We start from the raw sequence: 21,437 nt of genomic DNA, 5'->3' as shown, positions 1-21,437 counted from the left end.
CTGGGACATGGTCTGGGGCAGGTGGTAACGCGCGCGGTCCGGCCGATCACTCATCAGGCGGCGTGCTTGATCCGCTTCACGGGATGGGGAGATGGCCGACAACGCGATGATCGCCGATCAGGTCGCGATGCTCGTGGGCGACCCGGGGATCACGGACCGGCTCACGGTGACCGGTCCTCCCGACGTCCTGCCGAGTCTGTACCGGGTGACGACCGTGGCGACCTCCAGCGTGGCCGCCGCAGCTGTCGGGGCGGGGCGGTTACTCGGCGTGCGCAACACCGGGAGCCTGTCCGCTGGTGACCAGCCGGCGATCGTGGTGGACACCCGACACGCCTGCGCGGCGTTCCGGAGCGAGCGCTATCTGCGGCTCGACGGGCGTCCCCTGCCGAGCCCCTGGGACCCGATCTCGGGCTACTACCGGACGGCGGACGACCGGTGGATCCAGCTGCACTGCAACTTCCCGCACCACCGCAACGGGATCCTGGACCTGCTGGGCGTGCCGAACGACCGCGCCGCGGTCGAGCGGGCCGTCGGGCGCTTCGAGGCCGAGTCTCTCGAGCTCGAGCTCCAGGCGATGGGCATGTGCGCCACGATGGYCCGCGACGAGGAGGAATGGCGTGTCCACCGCCAGGCGCGGGCGGTCGCCGAGCTTCCGTTGCTGGAGACCGAGCGGGTCGGGCCGGGTGACGCCGTCCCGCTGCCGCCGGCCGACCTGCCCGCCGAGGGCATCCGCGTGCTGGACATGACCCGCGTCATCGCCGGCCCGGTCTGCGCCCGGATACTGGCCGGCTACGGCGCCGAGGTGCTGCGGGTGGGCGCCGCGCACCTGCCGGAGGTCCGATCGCTGCTGATCGACACCGGGTTCGGCAAGCGCAACACCTTCCTCAACCTGCGGGTCGCGGCGGACGCGCGCCGGCTGGCCGAGCTGGTCTCGACAGCGGACGTGGTGATCCAGTCCTACCGGCCGCGTGCGCTCGACCGGCTGGGGTTCGGCCCGGAGGCACTGGCCCGCATGCGGCCGGGGATCGTCGTCGCCACGATCAGCGCCTACGGCCGGTCCGGTCCGTGGAGTGGCCTGCGCGGCTTCGACAGCCTGGTCCAGACGGCGTCGGGTATCTCGGTGACCGCGGCGCGGGCCAGCGGATGCGACCGCCCGCACCCGCTGCCCGCACCCGTCCTGGACCACGCGACCGCCTACCTGCTCGCCTCCGGCGTCCTGTCGGCGCTCGCCCGGCGCGCCACCGAGGGCGGGAGCTGGCACGTACGGGCCTCGCTGGCCCGGACCGGCCGCTGGCTGCAGGAGCTGGGCCACCACGACACCCTCGCCGCGCCCGACCTGACCAGGACGGACGTCGAGGAGTTCTGCCGGCGGCTGCGGAGCGAGTTCGGTGAGCTCTCCTACGTGGCACCTCCGGGAGCGGTGGACGGCCGCGCCCCCGCGTGGACCATGGCACCGGCGTCCCTCGGCACCAGCCCTCCCGGCTGGGAATCCGGCGGGTAGCCCCGGCCCTGGTCCGGCGTCCCGCGGCGCGCCCGGCCCGAACGGGCCGGGCGCCCGCGTCCACCGCGTCGTCGTCGCGTAGGACTGGGTCCTGCGGCATCGCCGCGGCGCGTGGACGCAAGGGGGGCGCACAACATGATCAGGCGACCGGCCAGGGGCGCGATCGCCCTCGCCGCCGTGCTGGTGGCGGGCCTCACGGCCTGCGGGCTCGGCCGGAACGACACCCCCGGCGACGGCCGGCGGACGATCACCATCGGCTTCCAGGGCATGCTGTCCGGCGACGACCGCAAGCTCGGCCTCAATGCTCTCGCCGGCGTGCGGACGGCCGTCGAGGAAGTCAACGCGGACGCCAGCGTGCCGTTCCGGCTCAGGCTCGTCCAGGTCGACGACGCCGGCTCGACCGACCGGGCACCGGGCGCGGCCCGCAGCCTCACCGGGAACTCCGACGTCCTGGCGGTCATCGGGCCGCTGAGTACCGACACCACCGAGGTCAGCGAGCCGTTCTACAGCGAGGCCGGCCTGCTCTCGGTGACTCCGTCCGCCACCGGCCCGGCCCTGACGGATCTGGGCTTCACCACCTTCTTCCGCGCGATCGCCCCCGACTCGGTGCAGGGCCGGGCCGTCGCCGACTACATCTCGACCGTGCTCGAGGCGACGAAGGTCTACTCGATCGACGACCGCGGCGAGTACGGCATCGGCCTGTCGACCGCGCTCGAGGCGGAGCTGAACTCCGACGGGGTGGACGTCATCCATGACGGCATCGACCCGACCCGTGACTACACCGCCCAGGCCGCGCGGATCACCACCGAGGCACCGGACGTCGTCTACTACGCCGGGTACTACGCCGACTTCGCCCGACTGGCCGCGGCACTGCGCGACAAGGGCTTCGCCGGCACCCTGATGGCCGGCGACGGTTCGCGGGACCCTCGGTTCGTCACCCGGGCCGGCGCGGACGTCGCCGAGGGCACCTACTTCTCCTGCGCCTGTGCCGACATCGGCGACGACGGCGGCGGTGGCGGGGATCGGCCGGGGGCGGACGAGTTCGTCGCGTCCTACGGGCGGCTCAACGGTGGAATGCCGCCGGGGGTCTTCTCCGCCGAGGCCTATGACGCCACCAACGCCGTGGTGCGGGTGCTCCGGACCATCGGTGACAGCCCGGACCGCGCCGCGGTCGCCCGGGCCTTCGCGGACGTCGACTGGAAGGGCGTGACCAGGGACGTCGCGTTCGAGGACACCGGCGAGCTCCGGGTGCCGACGGTCTATCTCTACAAGGTRGAGGATGGAGAGATCGTGAGTCTGGGGCAGATCTCGGYCCTGATCGACTCCTGACCGCGGGACATGRCACGGCACGGTCGACCAGTCCGTTCGGCTCTGCGGGTTTCGTCGTAGGGTTGGGGCAGTCAAACCTTCCACTAACGTTAGGGTTGTCTGTCTCTCATGGTGCGGTCGCTGATCGATGGTGATGACCCGCCCCCGGGCCGCCTCGCGGACCGGGCGGCGGTGGTGACCGGTGCCTCCAGCGGCATCGGCTACGCCGTGGCACTTGATCTCGCGGCGGCGGGTGCGGCCGTCCTGGCAACGGGGCGCGATGACGCGGCCCTGTCCCGGCTCGCCCACGCCGCCGACCGGCGCGGGCTCGATGTACGAGTCTTCGCCACCGAGATCACCGACGCGCGCGGCCGGGAGAAGCTGGCGGAGACGGCACGGGAGACTCTCGGCGAGGTCTCCGTGCTGGTCCATTCGGCCGGCGTCTACCACAGCAGCCCCATGAGCATCGCGAGCCTGGCCGACCTCGACGATCAGTACGCCGTGAACCTGCGGGCACCGTACGCGTTGACCCAGCTTCTCCTGCCGGACCTCACACGGTCGTTCGGCGACATCATCTTCGTGAACTCCACGCAGGGCCTCGCCGCCGGCCCGGCGGTCGGTCAGTACGCCGCCACCAAACACGCCCTGCGGGCCATCGCCGACAGCCTGCGCGCCGAACTCGGGCCCAAGGGCCCGCGGGTCTGCACGATCCTGCCCGGCCGAACGGCGACGGCCATGCAGAAGAAGATCTTCGAGAGCGAGGGGCGGGACTGGGATCCCGAAGRCCTCATGCAGCCGGAGGACGTCGCGACGATGGTGCTTTCCGTCGTGGAGCTGCCCCGCCGGGTCGAAGTGACCGACATCGTGATGCGRCCCGCGCGAAAGGTGTCCTGACCGCCGGATTTCGGCGCGCGCAATGGATGGTGAACACCACACGGATGCCGCGATGTCTCCCCGGACGGGCCCGAGAATCATGTTCTGACCCCGACGCCCGGAGCACCAGGAGTACCTGTGTTCGGAGTGGCCCGAATCCTCGCCGCCCTTGTCCTCGCCGGCGCGACTGTGCTGACCGTCAGCACCTCCGCGTCCGCCGCCGCACATGACCCGGTCGTTTTCGTCCACGGTTTCAACGGTTCGGCCTCCACCTGGACCGACATGGTCGCCGACTTCCAGGCCCACGGCTATTCCTCGTCCGAGGTGGTCGTCTTCGTCTACGACTCGCACCAGTCGAACGTGACCACCGCGAACCAGCTGGCCACCAGGGTGTCCGCCGTGCGGGCCGCGACCGGCGCGGCAAAGGTCGACCTGGTCACCCATTCCATGGGCGCACTGTCCTCCCGCTACTTCCTGAAGTCCCTGGGCGGCACGTCGGTCGTCGACGACTGGGTCTCGCTGGGCGGGCCGAACCACGGGACCAGCACCGCGTCTCTTTGCTCCTGGCTTTACACCGCCTGCTCCCAGATGAGCCCTGGTTCCTCCTTCCTCACCACGCTGAACGCCGGTGACGAGACGCCCGGAGCGGTCAGCTACGGAACCTGGTGGTCGTCCTGCGACGACGTCATCAATCCCGATTCGAGTGTTCCGCTCGTGGGCGCCACGAACAATGCCGCCGGCTGCCTGGGTCATTCCGCGCTGCATGACGACGACACCGTCGCCGCGGCGGTGCGGGCGTTCATCGCCTGAGCGCTCGGGCCTGCTCGGGCCTGCTCGGGCCGGCCCCGGCAGGACCGCCGGAGGCGTGAGACCCGGGTGCCCGGGTGGCGACGAGGCCACCCGGGCACCCGTTTACAGGGCCGTGACCAGCGGGTTTGCCTGAACGGGTAGAACTGTGTCGGTCTCGGTGCTGATGGTCGTGGCCGGCTGACATACCCCCCTAAGACTCCGGTACCTTGTGCTCTGCCGGAAGCGTTCCGATCTCGCTGGTTCATGCCAGTCGCGCGGTTCTTGCCGTGCGAAGCCACCATCGGGCGCTCCGTCACGAACATGAGGAGCTGGGTGATCGTGAGCGATTTCCGGCGCCGGACAGCGCTGGTGACGGGTGCGTCCTCGGGCATTGGAGCTGCGCTGGCCGAGGCGCTCGCCGCACGTGGAGCCGATCTCGTTCTCACCGCCCCGGACGAGGAGCGGCTCGTGCTGGTGGCCGACCGGCTGCGAGCCCTGCACGGCGTCGCCGTCGAGACGATCGCGGTCGACCTGGCCTACGAGGACAGTCCGGACCGGCTGGCGGAGAAGGTCCTCGCCGCCGGRCACGAGATCGACATCCTCGTGAACTGCGCCGGTTTCGGAACCCGCGGCCGTTACGACGAGCTCGCCGCGGAGCGGGACCACCACGAGGTGATGGTCAACGTCGTCGCCGTCGAGCGGCTGGCCCACCTGTTCCTTCCCGCGATGGTCGAGCGCGGCCGTGGCACAGTGATCAATGTTTCCTCGACCTCGGGGTTCCAGGCCGTCCCCTACATGGCCGTCTACGGTGCGTCGAAGGCGTTCGTGCTCTCCTTCTCGATCGCGCTGTGGGCCGAGTACCGGTCGCGGGGCATCAGGGTGCTGGCGCTCTGCCCCGGCCCGACCGACACGAACTTCTTCGACGCCCTCGGCTCGCGGATGAACGCCGGCGGGCGGCTGCGCACCACGGACGAGGTCGTCACCAGTGCGTTCAGGGCCCTCGACAACGGCCAGCCGTATGTGATCGACGGCCGGTTGAACTATCTGACCTCGAACGCGTCACGGCTGCTGGGCCGCGGGCTCGTCGCAGGGATCACCGCGCGGGTCCTCGGGGCGAACGGCCGTGGCTGACCCGGTGGCGAGGCTGCCGACCGGGCCGGCACGCGCAGGAGTCTCCCTGCCCTGGACAAGCCGTCGTGGGGCGCGACGATATCGACCATGGACGCATACCAGCGAGCGTATGAGGACTGGCTGACCGATCCGGAGGCGTTCTGGGGTGCCGCGGCGCGGTCCGTCACCTGGACCCGCCCGCCGCGTCGGATCCTGGACCGCGACCGGCCCCCTTTCTACCGCTGGTTCCCCGACGCGGAACTGAACACCAGCGTCAACGCCCTCGACCGGCATGTGGAGGCCGGCCGCGGTGAGCAGACCGCCCTCGTCTACGACTCGCCGGTCACCGGGACGGCCCGCCGCTACACCTTCACGCAGCTCACCGAGGAGGTCGCCCGGGCCGCCAGCGCGCTCGCCTCGCTCGGAGTCGGCCGCGGTGACCGGGTGATCGTCTACATGCCCATGATCCCGGAGGCAGTGGTCGCGATGCTGGCGTGCGCGCGCCTCGGCGCCGTCCACTCGGTGGTCTTCGGTGGTTTCGCGGCACCCGAGCTCGCCGCCCGCATCGACGACGCCCGCCCGAAGGCCGTCGTAGCCGCGTCCTGCGGCATCGAGCCGACGCGTCTGGTGCCGTACAAGCCGATGCTGGACGAGGCCATCGACCTCGCGACCCACAAGCCGGTGGCGTGCCTCGTCGTCCAGCGCGAGCAGCAGCGCTGTGTGCTCGTCGCCGGCCGGGACCACGACTGGGAGCACCTGGTCACGGCGGCTCCGCCGCACCCGCCGGTGCCCGTCGCGGCGACGGACCCGCTGTACATCCTGTACACGTCCGGAACCACCGGCCGCCCGAAGGGGATCGTTCGTGACAACGGGGGCCACGCCGTCGCGATGGCCTGGTCGATGCGCAACGTGTACGGCATCGGGCCCGGCGACGTCATGTGGGCCGCTTCCGACATCGGCTGGGCGGTCGGCCATTCGTACACCGTCTACGCGCCCCTGCTCGCCGGAGCCACGACCATCCTCTACGAGGGGAAGCCGGTCGGCACACCCGATGCGGGGGCGTTCTGGCGGGTGATCGCCGATCACGGGGTGAACGTCCTGTTCACCGCGCCGACCGCGATCCGGGCGATCAAGAAGGAGGATCCGGGTGCGGAGCTGGTCGGCCGCTACGACCTCTCGTCACTGCGGGCGCTGTTCCTCGCCGGCGAGCGTCTCGACCCGGCCACCTTCGACTGGGCCACGGATGCGCTCGGCCTGCCGGTCATCGACAACTGGTGGCAGACCGAGACGGGGTGGCCTGTCGCCAGCTCGCCGTTCGGGCTCGAACGCATCCCGCTCAAGGCCGGCAGCGCGTCCGTGCCGATGCCCGGGTACGACATCCGGGTGCTGGACGCGGAGGGCGCCGAGGTTCCCCGCGGAACCGAGGGCGCCCTCTGCCTGCGGCTGCCCCTGCCACCCGGTGCGCTGCCCACCCTCTGGGAGGACGACGACCGTTACGTGGCGTCGTACCTGTCGGCGTTCGACGGCTACTACCTGACCGGCGACGGCGGCTTCCTGGACGAGGACCGCTACGTCTTCGTCCTGGGCCGTACCGACGACGTCATCAACGTGGCCGGTCACCGGCTCTCGGCGGGCTCGATGGAAGCGGTGCTGGCCGCCCATCCGGCCGTGGCGGAGTGCGCTGTCGTCGGGGTGGCGGATCCCTTCAAGGGGCAGGTGCCCCGCGGCCTCGTCGTGATCAAAAGCGGTGCCGAGATCGCGCCGCAGGCACTCGAAGCCGACCTGGTCGCACGCGTCCGCGCCGAGATCGGCCCGGTGGCCTCGCTGCGTCGGGTCGATGTGGTCGCCGCGCTGCCGAAGACCAGATCCGGCAAGATCCTGCGGCGGGTCATGCGGGAGCTGGCCGACGGCCGTTCGCCGGCGATCCCGTCCACGATCGAGGACGCCTCGGTGCTCGAGGCGATCCGGCCCGTGCTCGTACCCGACTCGCCGGTCAGTGATCGTGGTCCGCTGAGTCCCGGTGGTTGACGTAGTCGTCGGCGACCAGGTCGAGCCCGTCGGGAGGGTAACCGAGTTCCCGGCGGACGGAGCGGCGCCCGACGAGCAGCAGGTGAAGCATGTAGATCGGGACGTCGGCGCCCTGGCACCGCTGGTAACCCATCGTGAACCAGGTGTGCGCCTCCTGGAGCAGGTCATGCTCGGCGAGGGTCTCCGCCACCACCGCGTACACGTCCGGGTTCCTCGACCGGAGCGCCCGGATCTCGGCGCGGGTGGYGGCGGCCTCGTCGCCGGGCTCTCCGGAGTGCGCGTCCCCGCCCGCGTCCCCGGCCGGGGGGGCGCCGGCGAGCGCGCGGGCCTCCCGGCGCGCCCTGTCCCTGGCCATCAGAGCCTCGTGCAGCCACACCCGGGGATCGATGTCCTCTGCCGCGCCGCCRCTGGCCGTAGCGGCCGCGGCGGCGGCCATGGCCTCGCGGCAGCAGCGCACAGCGTCGTCCCACCGGTCGGCGAGACCGTACTGACCACAGGCGTGCACCAGGAGGCCCGCGGCGGTGATCTGGCCATGAAGCTCGGGCTGACCGGCGAGGTCCTCGAACCGGGCCGCGGCATCCTCATGGCGACCGTCACCCGCGGCGATGAAAACGATTTCTTCGACGTCTTCCTCGGTGAGCACGTCAACCATTGTTCCCTGCCTGCCCGCGGCTCCTCACACGGGCGGTGTTGCCCGCCGCGGGCAGCTGGGGCGCGCCGGCTACACGGGCTGCCGAGGAAGGCGGCGCCGAGCGGCGAAACCGAGGTCGGCCCGGTGATACCAGGCCAGATCGGGCTCGCCCTCGATCCAGCAGAGGAGGACGCTCTCACCGTCGAGGACGGCGGGAAAATCGATCAGGAGCGGCGCGGCACCCTTGACCTGGATACCGTGTTCGGGAAACCAGGCGAGCGCCTCGGAGAGCCAGGCCTGAAGAGCCTTCATCTCGGCGAGGCCGCCCTTCGGCGACGAAGCGCCGTCTGCGAGCGCTGCGCTCAGTTCGGTGAGATCCGCCCGGCGCGCAACGAACTCGGCGGCACGTTCGTGGATCTCGGGCATCAGAGCACGGGCCTCGTCGACGGAGAAGATCTGGTCCACGGAGCAAGTCCATCATGTCCCGGCGGGAAGCCGCCGGATTTGCTGGCACCGAACGGCACATACGTTCGTGGACCGAGGACGGCCCTCCTGGACGCCACCCGCGGCCACGTCCGCGGGCACGGGCGGGATCAGGCGCGGCGCGCCATCTTGAGGGTCTTCTCCAGATGTTCCCGGTCGGCTTCGGTCGAACGCCCGTTCGTGGCCGCCGCGGGAATCTGGTGCCCACCGCCGAGCACGAGATCGGTGGTGTGGCGCATGCCCATGTCGCGCTGCTCGACGTCCAGGATCGCCTCCTCGACGCGGTAAAGTTTCTCGATCTTCGCGACTTTGGCCTCCACCTGCGCGGCGACGATGYGCAGCCGCCGCTCCGCTTTCGCGAGGCGCCGTTCAAGGCGGCGGTCGACGAGGTTCGGCATCGGCTCGTCGCGCTCGGTCGGGTCGTGCAGGTACAGCTCGACGACCACGGCCACCAGTGGGATGAGAGCGGTGAGCAGGAAAGCCGGGCCTTCGCCGGTGTCGCTCGACGCGCCCTGGATACGGACCAGGATGCCCGCGACCGACAGCAGCAGAAAGACGAGCGCGGTGATGGCGAGTGCGGCCACGGAGGTGCGTGAGGTGACGAGCTGCTCGCGGACCTCACCGTCCACCCGCACCGTCCCGGCGTCCGCTGCTCGCAGGAGCTGGGACTGGGCCCGCGCCAGGATCGCACCCTTGATGGCATGGGCGAGYACCATGCCGGCGATGAACACCGCGATCCCCAGGATGCCGCCGAGAAACCAGCTGATGCTGTACTCCTCGGCGTCGGTGATGACGCTGTAGGCCTCGGCGAAGACGGTGAAGTCGAGAGCGGCCAGCACGACCATCACCAGGGACCGGACCGCCGGGGCGGCGTGCAGCTGAGGAATACGCTCCTGGATGCCGACACTGCGCCACAGCCGGCCCTGTTCCACCTTGTGCTTGACGAGTTCGGTCCGGCGCTCGCGACGTTCCGCCCGGGAGTCGATCTCCATGCGGAGCCCGGCGATCAGCTCCTCGAGTGTCCGGGCGTCCGCGCGGACGGCAGCCCGCACCTCCTGGACCTCGGCCTCTTCCAGACTTTTGAGGACCTTCGGGCGCGTCTCGGCTCCGGCCAGCGCGATATCAGCGTCACCGACCTGACGGATGAGCTGCTTGGCGAGGCGTCCTGGCCGATTTCCTCTGCGCAGCACCTGACAGTCTCTCTTTCCGGGTTCGGGTCACACGGAAACGGGGTCCGGATTCGGGCGTCCGACGACGTGCGGTGTATCGGGCAGTCAGTCGATCGGACGGGCAAAGGTCCCGCCCACGAAGCAGAGCATGGCGGTGACGATTCCGAGCACCGAGGCGACCATCGCCTCGCGGGCGCCTTCCGTTTCGTCGCCGGCGAAGAACATGGTCAGGACGAGAGTTCCGACCCCGACGATGGCGCCGATCGCGCCGAGCATGAAGCGGCGGGCGATCGTCTCCCGGGGCGGCAGAATGGAAAGGGCGTCGATCGGCGCGATCCGGCCGGCACGCGCCCGGTTGCCGACCCGGCGGCGGATGTCGCGCAGCCGGAAGGTGTTTCCGGCGATGAAGAAGCTCACCGCCGTGACAATCATCGATCCGGTCACCGAGACCCGGGCGAACGGGGATGACAGGGTCAGCCAGACCCAGGCTTCCAGTAGCGCGAGCAGGACCAGGCAGGTCGCGATGACCACCGTCGACCGCATCAGTGCGGGGCTGAAGTGCTGCTCCTCGGGTTCGAACAGGGCGCCCATCGGCCGTCTCCTTGCGGTTGCGCCGGCCGTCCGCGGCGGGRGTGCCCCGGCGGTGGGCGGTCCTGCGGTGAGAGTTCCTGCGGTGGGGGTCCCGGTGCCAGCCGGGCCAGCCGTGCCAGGTGGGCCGGCTGTGAACGCGTTGGCTGTGAAGGGGCCGGGCCTGAAGGCACTGGCGGTGAACGCGCCGGTGGACGCCGTTCCGCCGGCGCGCGGCAGCATTCCCGGCTCTGCCTCCGGCATCGGTTTCGGCCCTGGCCCGAACCCCGGCCCCGGTTCCTGTCCCGGATGATCCGTCCAGGTGCCGGGAGCGATCTCAGCCGCAGTCACTGCTGATCCGTCGGCACAGCTCGCCCCGAAGGTAGCGGGCGATGTCCTGCTGGGGCTTGGTGACCGCCCCTGCGTTCACACCGATGAAGCGGACCCTGCTGTCCGCGATCGGGGTGAGCTGCTGCGTGTCGGGGGAGAAACAGCGCCGCACCATCGCCTCGGCGATCTGGATGGACGCCTTCTTCCCGTCGACGTTCAGGCAGTCGGACGCCTCGCCGGACCCCAGGAGATCACTCCAGACCACGACGGTCACCGCGCCGATGCTGACCCCGGGGCCGCCCCGCAGGGTCGCGATCTCGTCGTTCACCCCGGCGAGCAGGGGAGTGACGCTTCCGGTCGGACTGACGCGCTCGCTCTGGACGAGGTGGTCGACCTCCTCGGTGAGCGCGTCGACGGCTGCGACGCGGTCCTTCTCCTCGCGGGTCCCGTTGTTCCGGTCGATCCTGAACAGCTTGCTGCCGTCGAGGCAGTCGGAGTGGGTCAGTCCAGTGGTCCCGCCGCTGCCGGCGACGAGGCGGATGTACTGGCCCTCCCGCAGCGCGGTGTCGAAGTACGGCCGAACCGCCTGCGAGATCCGGGCCGCACTCGCCGCGGAGTTGTCCGAGATGTCGAGGTAGAGCATCAGGAGCGGGGCGCTCTGGCCGCCCTCGGGTGGATCGTCCTGGTACCGGCTGCAGTCGATGGCGCCGCCGGTCTCCCGTCCGAGCATCGTGTCCATGGCGCTGCAGCCGGCGAGCGTCGGCACGGCAAGCAGCAGCGCGGCTCCCGCCAGCACACCGGCGGCGCGGCCGAGCCGAGGGCTGCGGGGACGGGGGCGGCTGGGGCGGCGGCGACTGCGTCCGTTGCGCATCCCGGTCACCTCAGCACGATCTCTACCCGGCGCCGGCTGGCGTCCGCGACGTTGTCGGCGGCGCCCTGCTCGCCTCTGGCGAGGACCTCGAGCAGCGAGGCCGGGATGGCCTGCCCGGCCAGATACGCCTGGACGGCGCTCGCGCGCCGCCGGGAGAGCTCGAGATTGTGCTCCGTGGCCCCGAGCCCGTCGCTGTACCCGACAACCTGGACGCGCCCGTCGTGCTCACGGATCTGGGGGACGATGCCGGCGAGCGCGGTGGCGGCCTCGGGCCGCAGGACGTCGCTGTCGGCGTCGAACAGGTAGTCCGCACTGACCGTGGAGACCCGGCTGCCGTCGGCCTGGGTGATGAAGTTGCCCAGCGGTGGGAGCGGGTCCGCGACCACGGCCGGTGGCACTCTGGTGGCATGCGGCGCAGGGGTGAAGGTGGACGCGGCGGCGTCCTTGGAGCAAGCTGCTGTTAGTCCCAGGAAAACGGCAAGCGCGAGCGGTGTGCACACCGAAGTTCCGGGTAGCCGGCGTCCTCTGGACACGGCACGTCCGGCGGTGCGAAACGCGTGATACACGGTCGGCCCCCAACAGCGAGTGCGGCACCAACCATAACCGTGCCGAATAGGCCCGCTTCACCCAGGCTTGGGTGTTGTGTCAACAGTGGGATGGGGGCGTTCTGTGTTGACGTCGCGAGGGCTGTGGTGATGGCTGCCGGCGGTCGGGGGCGCCTCGTGGGTGCTACCGGAGAATCCGGTTCACGCGCTGTGCTCCGGGGCGTGCACCATGGATGCGGAAAACGTGTACCTCGCAGTTCCGGGGCGTTCTGTCATATTTCATGCCGAATTTCGCGGGCGAACTCGGCGCCCGTCGCGAGGGTGCCGGCCGTGGGGCGGTCAGCTCTGGAGCAGCCGGTGTCGAAGCGGGTGGTGTCGAAGCGGGTGGAGCGGGAGTGGCCGGCGCTCGCGTGCTCCACACCATCCGTCGAAGACGGACCCGTCGGTCCGTCGGCCCAGCAGCCGGCTGGCTGGCTGGACCGACGAACCGGCGTCAGCCCGGATCCGGAGACCCCGCCGAAGGTCGAGGACGCCCCACAGCGTCACGACGGAGTCGGCCCGGGAGCCGGAGCCGAGGAGCGAGGGCCGTGCCGGCTCCGAGGCTCAGCGACGTCGGGACGCGTTGACCGCGAAGACCGCCAGTGGCGGGATGAACATCGCGACCGCCATCATGCCGAGCGCCACCGGAACCGAGTAGAGCCGGATGACCGCGCCGGAGAGCACGAACAGCGCCAGGCACAGCGTCATGGAGATCAGGTACCTGCGCCGTGCCGGCCGGTCCGCACCCCACGAGGGCAGCGCATCGTCGTCCGACCAGGCACTCCACGAATCCGGCTGCCCCAGCCCGCCGCCCGCCGTCCAGCCGGGGTGGTCAGGGTAGCCGGCATGGTCCGGCTGGCCGGGTGGCCCGGTCTGGGCCGGGTCGCCGGTCCAGCCGAAGGCGTCCGTGGGTTCGGAGCGACGACGTGAGCGCCGCCGGCCGCCCGGAAACCTGCGACGCCCGGACTCGTCCGCCTCGCCCGGGAAATCCCGGCCGGAGGCGTAGTCGTTGCTGACTCCCGCTCCCGCGCCAGAGCCGGCCCGGTCGCCGGCCGGCGACCGGGTGCCCGGCCCGGTGCCGTCCGCCGCAGGGGTCCAGCCGCCCGTGCTCGGTCCGCCCGCGGCCGGGCTGTCAGCAGCCGAGCCGCTCGTACCTGAGCCGCTCGCGCCCGGGGCTGGCCGGCCGTTCGAGCCTGGCCGGCCGGTCGCCGGGTGCCGGCCGTCCGCGGCGTGGCGACCGTCGGGCGCGCCCCGCCCGTCCGACGGCCGGATTCCACCGGAACGACCCGGCTGGTCGTAGCCGTCGAGCAGATGGGCGAGCCACAGATCGTGGGCACGCCGCATCCCGGGATCACTGAGGACCCGGTATGCCGCGTTCACCCGGAGGAACGCGCGTTGCGAACCACCGGCATCCGGATGCGCGCGCTTCACCACGCGGCGATAGGCAGCGTGGACTTCCTCGTCCGAAGCCGTGGGTGCGATCCCGAGCACCTCGTACATCGAGGCCCGCAAGTACTGGGCCGACTGGCTTTTTGGCGTATCACGCATGGCGATCACCTCCCGGCGCCCGTGCAGTGGGGCGTCGCGTCGACCTGGTCCCCACCGTAGGCCGGATCTCGCGGATCGGCCTGTCCCCGTCGCGGTGAGCGGCGCCACGGATAGCCCGAAGGTCGGTCGCCGTCAGTGCGGTCTGGCCGTGACGAAGATCGACGTCGACGGAACGAACTGCCCGCGAAGGGGGCCCCACTGGCCCCACTCCTGGTCGTGCCCCTCAGGCCATTCCGGCTCGATGACGTCGATGAGCAGCAGGCCAGCGGCGACGATCTCCCGGATGCGGTCACCCATCGTCCGGTGTGCCTCTACATAGACGGGCTCGCCGCCCTCGGAATGCTCTGTGTACGCCCGTCGGTCGAAGTAACTGTGGAAGACGACTAGCCCGTTGGCGTCGGGGGCATCCGGCAGGCACCACACGAAGGGGTGGGTGGTCGAGAAGACCCACCGGCCTCCCGGACGCAGGACGCGGGCCACCTCGCTCATCAGCGCGGCACTGTCGGCGACGAACGGGACCGCTCCGAACGCCGAACAGGCGATGTCGATGCTCCCCGACCGCACCGGGAGAGTGATCGCATCCGCCTGGACGAGCGGAACCGGCACCCCGGTGCGTTCGTTGAGCGCGCGCGCCTGGGCGAGCTGGCCGGTGGAAAGGTCGGTGGCGATGACCGTGGCGCCCTGGCCGGCCAGCCACCGCGCGCACTGGGCTCCGCCGCAGCCGACCTCCAGCACGGTTCGTCCGGCCACGTCACCGAGCAGGTGGACGTCGGATTCGCGCAGTCCCTCCGGACTCCAGCAGAAGTCGACGTCGCCGAGGAAGTCTCCGTGCTCGGCGTAGTAGGCGGCGGCCTCGTTGTCCCAGTAGTGCCGGTTGGCGGCCCTGGCGCCGTCGGAGTCGATGTCGGTGTACCCGTAAGCGGGGCCGGTGGAGATGTTCACGGCCGACATGCTCGCATCACGCCCGCCAGGGCCGGGCCCGCCGGTTCACGCTGGTTCACGCCGGTTCAGCGGGAAGAGGAGCTCCGTACGCGTCAGCGGGGCAGCGGAGCGGAGGCGAGAACCGTGCCTGTCGGCTGCGTGGAACCACCGGACGGCTCGACGGTGACCTTGATCGAGGTCACCTCCTTCCTGACTGTCATGAACCGGGTGCTTCGCCCGGCGTTGCCCGCGACGATGCCGGCTGACTGGACACCCTTCGCATCCGCGGCCCAGAGCTGGTACACCCGCCCGGCGGGGAGCGGGGGCAGGTCACGGATGTCGACGAACACCTTGTCCGCCGCGGCGACCACCGCGAGGTTCCCGCCGCCGGTCATCGGCTGCGCCGTCCGGGCCGCCAGCTCCGACGTGACCGCGTTGAGGTCCGCTGCCTCGGCCCGCACCTCGGTGAGCTGGCGACGTTGGTCGATCGTCACCCCGGTGACGACGCCGAGCGCCACGAGAGCGATGACGGCGGCGGCGCTCGCGGCGATCGCCACCGCCAGCGGGCGGCGCTGGCCGCGGCGACGCTGGCCTGACAGGGGCGGGGGGAGCTGGCGGGTTCCCGCGATCTCCCGCAGGACCGCCGCGCGTAGTGGGGCCGGCGGCGTCCGCGGCACCGCCCCRCCGAGGACCCCGGCGACGGCGCGCAGCTCGGCCAGCTCCGCCGCGCACTCCGGGCAGGCGGCGAGATGCGCCTCGATCTCGGCGCGGTCGGTGWCGTCCACCGCGTCCAGCGCATAGGCGCCGATCAGGGTGTGTGCCTCCGGCGATGTCATGCCCCCACCCCCAGGCAGTCGCGCAGCCGGATCAGCCCGTCGCGCATGCGGGTCTTCACGGTCGGCACCGGTGTCGCGAGCAGCTCCGCGACCTCCCGGTAGGTGTATCCGCTGTAGTAGGCGAGTGAGATCGACTCGCGTTGCAGGTTGGTGAGGCCCTCCAGGCACCGGCCCAGCCGCTCGTACTCCAGGCGCAGYTCGACCTGCTCGACGACCTCGTCGTAGCCGGTCCCGCCATCCCGCGGTGCCGCCGCGGCGACCCGCCACTCCCGTTCGGTCGCGGCCTGCACGGACCGCACCCTGTCCACGGCCCGTCGATGCGCGAGGGTGCAGACCCAACCCGCGGCGCTTCCCCGCGCCGGGTCGAACCGGTTCGCCTGCCGCCAGACCTCGACGAAGACCTCCTGGGTGACCTCCTCGGCCTGGGACGGGTCCCGAACGACCCGCCTGACCAGCCCGAACACCCGTGCCGAGAGCTGGTCGTAGACAGCTGCGAAAGCATGGGTGTCGCCGCGCCCGGCGCGTAGCAGCAACTGCTCCACGTCCGGCGCCCCCTCGTTGGTGGCGCCACCACCGGGGTCATGACCAGCGACAGCGCGCAGGACGCGCCCGTCGTCGTCGGCTTGTCGTTGCATCGGGCGGGTCCTCCGGATCGTGGGAGCAGAGCCGGCCGGGCCGGGCCGGTGGCACCGCCACCCGCGCCGCGTCACCAGTGGGTCGATCACCGGCGGCTCCGCGGCCGGCGGTGCTCACTTGTACTTCGGCGCCAACCGGCCGACGGATTGCCCGCGGGCCGGGAAATTCTGCGCCGGCCGCACCCGCACCGATCTTGCACCTGCCCGCGACCCGAGCTGACGGCCGGAGCTGCCCCGGGCTGCCCCGAGCTACACCGAGGTGTGGGTGATCGCCTCGCCGATCACCGCGCGGTTCTCCACAATGCTCACCGGGGTGTAGACAACCGTGCCGCCGACGCCGCGGTCGACGAGCCGCCCGCGGCGGCTCTCCCCGACGATCCGGGCCCGGCCCTGGAGGGAGTCCAGGCTGACCTCCCGGTCCGCCGGTCCGAACGGGCCGGTGCCCGCGAGGCCCGCCTGCTGGGGAGCCTCGGTCGCGTACACGCGGACGACCGAGCCGGGCACGGTCGTCCACCGCAGCACCGTCCCGCCGAGGGTGTCGCGGACCTCGAGATCCACCACGGCGCGGGGCCTGGCGATGACCTTCGCGGTCACCTCGGCGTAGCTGTCGGGCCGCAGCCCGTCCGACTCCTCTCCGGCGGCCACCCACACGCGGTAGCGGTAGACAGCGCCGGCCTGCACGTCGCTGTCGACGAAACCACCCCTGAACCCGCGGTACCGCCGCATCGCTCCGCGGACGGACGACGTCTCGTCGTGGGTCCGCTCGATGACGACCTCGTCGTGGCTGGGCAGCGGACGCCAGGACAGGACGACGGCATCGTCAGCCATGTCCGCGCGCAGGGCGGTCACGGGAGGCAGCACTGTCCGCGCCGGGCCGGGTGCCGGCGCCGACCTGGCCGCTCCGGTGGACCGGGGCCCGACGGCGACGATCTCGTGCCACACGCGGACCCCCTTGGGTACCCCGGCGTCGAACAGCTGGGTCGCGGCGGTGCTCCCGAGGCTGCGTTCCCGCCGCCCGGCCGCCGATGTCGGGTCCGCGGTCACCCGGACCACGCGGTAAGTCTCGGCGCCCGGTGCGGGTGCCCAGGAGACCAGCAACGCTCCGTCCTGCTCGGCGACGGTGACCTCCGTCGGCGGCGGTGGGGCGGCATCCCCCCCGGACCGACCGGGCGAGCCCGCGTGCTGGACGGGGGGCTCCGCAGACTGGGCGGTGGCCTGCGGAGGCTGGGCGGTGGYCTGCGCGGGCGGGGTGGGCGGGGCGGGCGGGCTCGGGGGCTCCACCGACGTCCCTGCGGCCGCGGCGGATCCCGCCTGCCGGGACCGCGCCGGAACGGGCACCGCGAACGTCGTCGGTGCGTCGGGATCGGGGAGGGTGGGTGTCTGCTGCCCGGGTTCCGGACCGCCGCCGCCAGCGCGTGCACGCCAGCCCAGGCCGTCCGCGCGGACGACAGCCCCGGACGGACCAGAGGCGCCGAGGGGACCGTCGGCCCCGGACGGCGCGCCGAGCACGGTCGTCCCGGTCCGGGAGCCGGTCTCGCTCAACCCGGCCCGCTCGGACGTCCCGACCGGCCGGTCCGTTCCGGTCAGGTCGGCGAGCATCGACCGCGCGGCACCGGCGGGCAGCCGCCGCTGCGGCTCCTTCTCCAGCAGACCGGTGAGGATGCCCGTCAGCGGGCCGGCGAGCCGCATCGGCGTCGGTGGATGGAGCAGCACCGAGGTGAGCATGGCGCCGAAGCTCTCCCGCTCGAACGGGGGATGTCCCTCGACCGCGAAGTACAGCGTGCCGCCCAGGCTGAACAGATCGGCTTCGAAGTTGGCCGGAGCGTTGTTCAGCCGTTCGGGTGCCATGTAAAGCGGGGTGCCGAGTACTCCGGTCACGGTCAGTGTCGGGTCACCGTCGCCGGTCGCGATGCCGAAGTCGGTGAGCACCACGCGGCCGTCCGTGCCGAGAAGGATGTTCGACGGCTTCACATCGCGATGGACGATGCCCCGGTCGCGGGCGGCGACCAGGGCGTCGATCACGGCTATGCCGATCTGGGCGACGTCCGACACCGGCAGTGGGCCGGTGTCGCGGACCACCTCGAACAGCGACCGGGACGGCACCAGCTCCATGACGATCCACGGCAGGTCGTTCTCGAGGACGACGTCCAGGATGGTCACCACATGCGGGTGGGCGCGCAGTTTGGCGGCATGCCGGGCCTCGYGCATCGCCCGCTCCACGCGTTCGGCCCGCTCGGCGCTCGGCACCCCGCCGGCGAACTCGATCTCCTTGAGYGCGACCTCGGTCTCCAGAACCTGGTCGAAGGCACGCCAGACGGTTCCCATCGCGCCGGCTCCAAGCCGGGCCACGAGCCGGTAACGGCCCGCCACGAACCGTGCACCACCCGGACCGACTGCCACCTGACCCCCTCGGCCCATATCTGTACCAGGCCAGCATCTCAGGCGGCGGTTGGCGACGGGGCAGCAGGACGGATCGCGGACATCGGGTCAGCGCCGCGGAACCCACAGCCTGACGCCGTCGACGACGGTCGGTCCGAAGCCGACGAGGCCGGTCACCAGGCTGGCGAGTTCGTCGTGCCCGGGAGTGGGGCCGAGGATCACCGCGTCCGGGGCGAGCGCGTCGAAGGCGACGCGGACGGTGGGGTCGGCGAGGACGGCCGCGGCGTCCGCCCGGCCCTGCTCGATGGCCACGAGGACGCTGTTCAGCGGATCCGTCCAGGCGTTGAAGGCAGCGCGGCCGTCCGGGCCGGGAATGGTGCAGTAGCAGCCGGCGATGCGGAACCGGTACCCGGCCTCGGCCTGCCACAGCATCGCCTCGGTGCGCGCCGGATACGGGTAGGGCAGCACCAGGGCCGTCGCCCCTTCGGGAACGGCGCGCACGGCGTCACCGGTGAAGAAGGCGGGGGTGGTCGCCGGCGTAGTGACATGGTCGCGAGGCACCAGTGGAACCAGCATCACCACCGTGACCAGCACCAGCGCCGCGCGGGAGCGACGTTGCGGCGTCCGGTGACGGGCGGCCCGCGGACGTCCGCCCGGCGGGTGTCCTGTCTCCGGAGGCGAGCCGGCGGTCTGCGGGGGATCGACAGTCTGCGGGGGATCGACCCAGGGACGGGGCGCCACCCCGGCGGCGCGGTGCAGGCCGACCGCGACGACGATGCCCACGAACATCATCACGTACAGGGCCAGTCGGGACGGCAGCGCGCTGTTGATGACGGGCAGGCTCTCCAGGGGCAGCCAGGGCAGCCGGACCCGGGTCGTCCGCCCGTCGACGTGCAGATGCCCGCCCAGCGACAACAGCGCCGTCACCACGGCCAGCCGGGAGAACAGCGCGACCAGCGGATCGCGCCGCAGCACGACGGCGACACCCGCCGCGGCGATGATCAGCGGGATGCCGAGATAGCCGGTCACCTCCACCGCGTTGCCGGTGAAGCGGCTGCTGTGACGCAGCGCGGTGTCCGGTGCGAGCCGCTGGGCCGGGGTCGGCGTGACAAAGGTGAACAGGTCGGAGACGGCCACGTTGTGCGGCTGGATGTTCCCGTGCACCCGCTGGGCGCCGAGGAACTGGACGGCCAGCGGCCAGGCGAGCAGCGTGCCGGCGACGATCGCACAGGTCAGCAGCCCGCGCCCGAGTGCGGCGGCCCGGGCCCGGGCGAGCTGGCGATGGGTCAGCCCGCCGATGAGCAGACCGAGCCCGCCGACGAGCGCGGACGTCGCCAGGACCTCCTCGGCGATCATCGCCTGCGCCGCGACGGCGACCCCGAGCAGTGCTCCGGTCCGCACCGGCTTCCGCCCGCGCACCAGCAGGTCGTCGAGCAGCAGGAGCAGGAGCGGCGGGAAGACGGCGAACGTGAGGTGCAGGTGGCCGTACGACTCGCCGATCATGTACGGCCCGAAGCCGTAGAGGAGGCCGGCGACGGCGGCGGGCGGCGCCGACACCCACCGCAGCAGGACCAGGAACAGCATGAAGCCGGACAGGGCCGGTGCCAGGGTGATCAGCAGGTTCAGGCTGACGACCGGGCCGAACATCGCCGTCACCGGCGCGGCGAGCAGACCGAGCAGCGGGACGGGCGTGCTCCACAGGATGTTGGTGCCGGCCGGGGCGTTCAGGTGCGAGGTGACGAACGGGTCGAGTCCCTCGGCCAGGGCGTGCGGGATCCAGCCGAGGTACCAGGCGAAGAGGATCGAGTCGCTGTAGCCGTAGACCACACCGCCGGGATCCGCCCACGCGGCGCGGAAGAGCATGAACGCAAGAACGAGGTACCCGGCGAGGACGGCGAGCGGCACCCGCGCCGCCCGCGCGCGAGCCGTCCAGCTGGYAGGTGCCGGGTGGTGCCCGGCGCCCATCGGACCGGATTCGTCCGTGCCGGCTGTCATGCCGCTCCCCCTCGCCACGGGACATGCCCGGTGGCCGCGACCCCGTCCCGATCATCACGGACCTGGCCGGTGCGCAGTGCGACCCCGCCGAGAAAGGGCTGGAGCCGCATATAGGCGCACTTGGGGCAAAATGGTCCGTTTGTGTGCGGACAAGACCCTAGCCCTGGTGCAGGTTCGGGCCTCGGGTGAGGGGGTGCTGGTCGTCCCATTCGGCGACGAGTGCCGACCAGGTGCGGTAGCGCGCGACCGAGTAACGGGGCGACACCAGGCCGCGCGGGTCGAACACAGCGACCGGGTAGCCGCGCTGGGCCCGGTAGCCGCGCTCGGCGATGATCACGCGCCCGCCCAGCCGGACGGCGCCGATGACGCAGGGCAGCCTCGTCCACCGGGGCAGCCGCGCTGCCGCCAGGAGAGCGGTGTCGCGCCAGGCGTAGAGGCCGCACAGGCAGTCCTCGGCCGGTAGTCGGTCGTGCGGCGGGTCCTGCCCGGACGCCGTGGCGCGCAGGCAGTGTGCCTCGGTCAGACCGTCCGGGCGCCAGAGCAGCATCCCGGACGGGAAGGGCGACCAGGGGGTCCAGGCCGGGCGCAGCAGCCCGTCACCATCCACCGCCCACTGGCGCCAGCCGAGCAGGCTCACACCGGCGCCGCGGGCGCCGTCACCGGCTCGGCGGGCTCGAGCGGTCGCGCCGGTTCCGCGGGCCCTGCGGGTTCGACCGGTGCTGGCAGGGTCGGGACCGGCCCGGGAGCCGTCAGCGGCTCCTCGTCGGGAAATCCGATCGGTTCGTCCTCGACGATGCGTTCAGGCTTGCCGACGTCGCCCATTCCCGCCACGCTCCTCCGACCCCCGGGCTGGGGTCAATGCCCCGATTTGCCCAGTTG

At 71.8% G+C, this 21,437-nt stretch carries 21 protein-coding genes; 6 read left to right on the top strand and 15 right to left on the bottom strand.

The window, feature by feature from the left end:
• The first annotated feature begins 91 nt into the window (after positions 1–91).
• The 6 genes from CC117_RS02680 to CC117_RS02655 all read left to right on the top strand — a co-directional run bounded on the left by CC117_RS02680 (position 92) and on the right by CC117_RS02655 (position 7,609).
• Complete coding sequence (locus CC117_RS02680; protein ID WP_071082139.1) at positions 92–1,501, top strand: CoA transferase; 1,410 nt, start codon at positions 92–94, stop codon at positions 1,499–1,501.
• A 135-nt stretch (positions 1,502–1,636) separates the two neighbouring features.
• The gene (locus CC117_RS02675; protein ID WP_071082138.1) at positions 1,637–2,830 is read left to right on the top strand and encodes a branched-chain amino acid ABC transporter substrate-binding protein; all 1,194 of its coding nucleotides are present in this window, start codon (positions 1,637–1,639) and stop codon (positions 2,828–2,830) included.
• Between the two features lie 108 nt (positions 2,831–2,938).
• Positions 2,939–3,703 (top strand): SDR family oxidoreductase, encoded by a 765-nt coding sequence (locus tag CC117_RS02670; protein WP_071082137.1) that lies wholly within the window; start codon positions 2,939–2,941, stop codon positions 3,701–3,703.
• A gap of 117 nt (positions 3,704–3,820) precedes the next feature.
• On the top strand, positions 3,821–4,492 hold the full coding sequence (locus CC117_RS02665; protein ID WP_071082136.1) for an esterase/lipase family protein: 672 nt from the start codon (positions 3,821–3,823) through the stop codon (positions 4,490–4,492).
• Between the two features lie 318 nt (positions 4,493–4,810).
• Positions 4,811–5,602 carry an SDR family NAD(P)-dependent oxidoreductase gene (locus CC117_RS02660; RefSeq protein WP_241829771.1) on the top strand — a complete coding sequence of 264 codons (792 nt, stop codon included), beginning with the start codon at positions 4,811–4,813 and terminating at the stop codon, positions 5,600–5,602.
• Between the two features lie 87 nt (positions 5,603–5,689).
• Complete coding sequence (locus tag CC117_RS02655) at positions 5,690–7,609, top strand: acetate--CoA ligase (protein WP_071082135.1); 1,920 nt, start codon at positions 5,690–5,692, stop codon at positions 7,607–7,609.
• Here CC117_RS02655 and CC117_RS02650 read toward each other — a convergent pair.
• From CC117_RS02650 to CC117_RS02585, 15 genes are all read right to left on the bottom strand, one after another.
• Complete coding sequence (locus CC117_RS02650) at positions 7,575–8,261, bottom strand: hypothetical protein (RefSeq protein ID WP_071082134.1); 687 nt, start codon at positions 8,259–8,261, stop codon at positions 7,575–7,577. The genes CC117_RS02655 and CC117_RS02650 overlap by 35 nt on opposite strands.
• A 69-nt stretch (positions 8,262–8,330) precedes the next feature.
• A complete protein-coding gene (locus CC117_RS02645; protein ID WP_018639156.1) occupies positions 8,331–8,705 on the bottom strand; it encodes a DUF2203 domain-containing protein in 375 nt (124 codons plus the stop codon).
• Between the two features lie 128 nt (positions 8,706–8,833).
• On the bottom strand, positions 8,834–9,913 hold the full coding sequence (locus tag CC117_RS02640) for a hypothetical protein (RefSeq protein ID WP_071082132.1): 1,080 nt from the start codon (positions 9,911–9,913) through the stop codon (positions 8,834–8,836).
• Positions 9,914–9,997: 84 nt separating this feature from the next.
• The gene (locus CC117_RS02635) at positions 9,998–10,483 is read right to left on the bottom strand and encodes a hypothetical protein (protein ID WP_071082130.1); all 486 of its coding nucleotides are present in this window, start codon (positions 10,481–10,483) and stop codon (positions 9,998–10,000) included.
• A gap of 313 nt (positions 10,484–10,796) precedes the next feature.
• Positions 10,797–11,660: a hypothetical protein gene (locus CC117_RS02630; protein WP_071082270.1), complete on the bottom strand. Its 864-nt coding sequence runs from the start codon at positions 11,658–11,660 to the stop codon at positions 10,797–10,799.
• 5 nt (positions 11,661–11,665) lie between these two features.
• Positions 11,666–12,160, bottom strand: coding sequence for an OmpA family protein (locus tag CC117_RS02625; RefSeq protein WP_241829770.1), 495 nt, complete (start codon positions 12,158–12,160; stop codon positions 11,666–11,668).
• 317 nt (positions 12,161–12,477) lie between these two features.
• Positions 12,478–12,624, bottom strand: coding sequence for a hypothetical protein (locus CC117_RS37820; RefSeq protein ID WP_198541700.1), 147 nt, complete (start codon positions 12,622–12,624; stop codon positions 12,478–12,480).
• Between the two features lie 184 nt (positions 12,625–12,808).
• Entirely contained in the window at positions 12,809–13,792 is a 984-nt protein-coding gene (locus CC117_RS02620) for a DnaJ domain-containing protein (protein ID WP_241829769.1), read from the bottom strand.
• 132 nt (positions 13,793–13,924) lie between these two features.
• Complete coding sequence (locus tag CC117_RS02615) at positions 13,925–14,743, bottom strand: class I SAM-dependent methyltransferase (protein WP_071082127.1); 819 nt, start codon at positions 14,741–14,743, stop codon at positions 13,925–13,927.
• An 83-nt stretch (positions 14,744–14,826) separates the two neighbouring features.
• Positions 14,827–15,549, bottom strand: coding sequence for an anti-sigma factor (locus tag CC117_RS02610; protein WP_071082126.1), 723 nt, complete (start codon positions 15,547–15,549; stop codon positions 14,827–14,829).
• The gene (gene sigK, locus CC117_RS02605) at positions 15,546–16,184 is read right to left on the bottom strand and encodes an ECF RNA polymerase sigma factor SigK (RefSeq protein WP_071082125.1); all 639 of its coding nucleotides are present in this window, start codon (positions 16,182–16,184) and stop codon (positions 15,546–15,548) included. Before sigK ends, CC117_RS02610 begins: the two co-directional genes overlap by 4 nt.
• A gap of 249 nt (positions 16,185–16,433) precedes the next feature.
• A complete protein-coding gene (locus CC117_RS02600) occupies positions 16,434–18,584 on the bottom strand; it encodes a serine/threonine-protein kinase (RefSeq protein WP_071082124.1) in 2,151 nt (716 codons plus the stop codon).
• A gap of 87 nt (positions 18,585–18,671) precedes the next feature.
• Positions 18,672–20,558 (bottom strand): hypothetical protein, encoded by a 1,887-nt coding sequence (locus CC117_RS02595; RefSeq protein WP_071082123.1) that lies wholly within the window; start codon positions 20,556–20,558, stop codon positions 18,672–18,674.
• Between the two features lie 157 nt (positions 20,559–20,715).
• Positions 20,716–21,195: a hypothetical protein gene (locus tag CC117_RS02590; RefSeq protein ID WP_071082122.1), complete on the bottom strand. Its 480-nt coding sequence runs from the start codon at positions 21,193–21,195 to the stop codon at positions 20,716–20,718.
• Positions 21,192–21,380 (bottom strand): hypothetical protein, encoded by a 189-nt coding sequence (locus CC117_RS02585; protein WP_071082121.1) that lies wholly within the window; start codon positions 21,378–21,380, stop codon positions 21,192–21,194. Before CC117_RS02585 ends, CC117_RS02590 begins: the two co-directional genes overlap by 4 nt.
• Positions 21,381–21,437: the final 57 nt, after the last annotated feature.

The sequence above is a fragment of the Parafrankia colletiae genome, assembly GCF_001854655.1.
In the GTDB taxonomy this organism is placed as follows: domain Bacteria; phylum Actinomycetota; class Actinomycetes; order Frankiales; family Frankiaceae; genus Parafrankia; species Parafrankia colletiae.
This window is presented reverse-complemented; position numbering and strand designations above follow the sequence as displayed.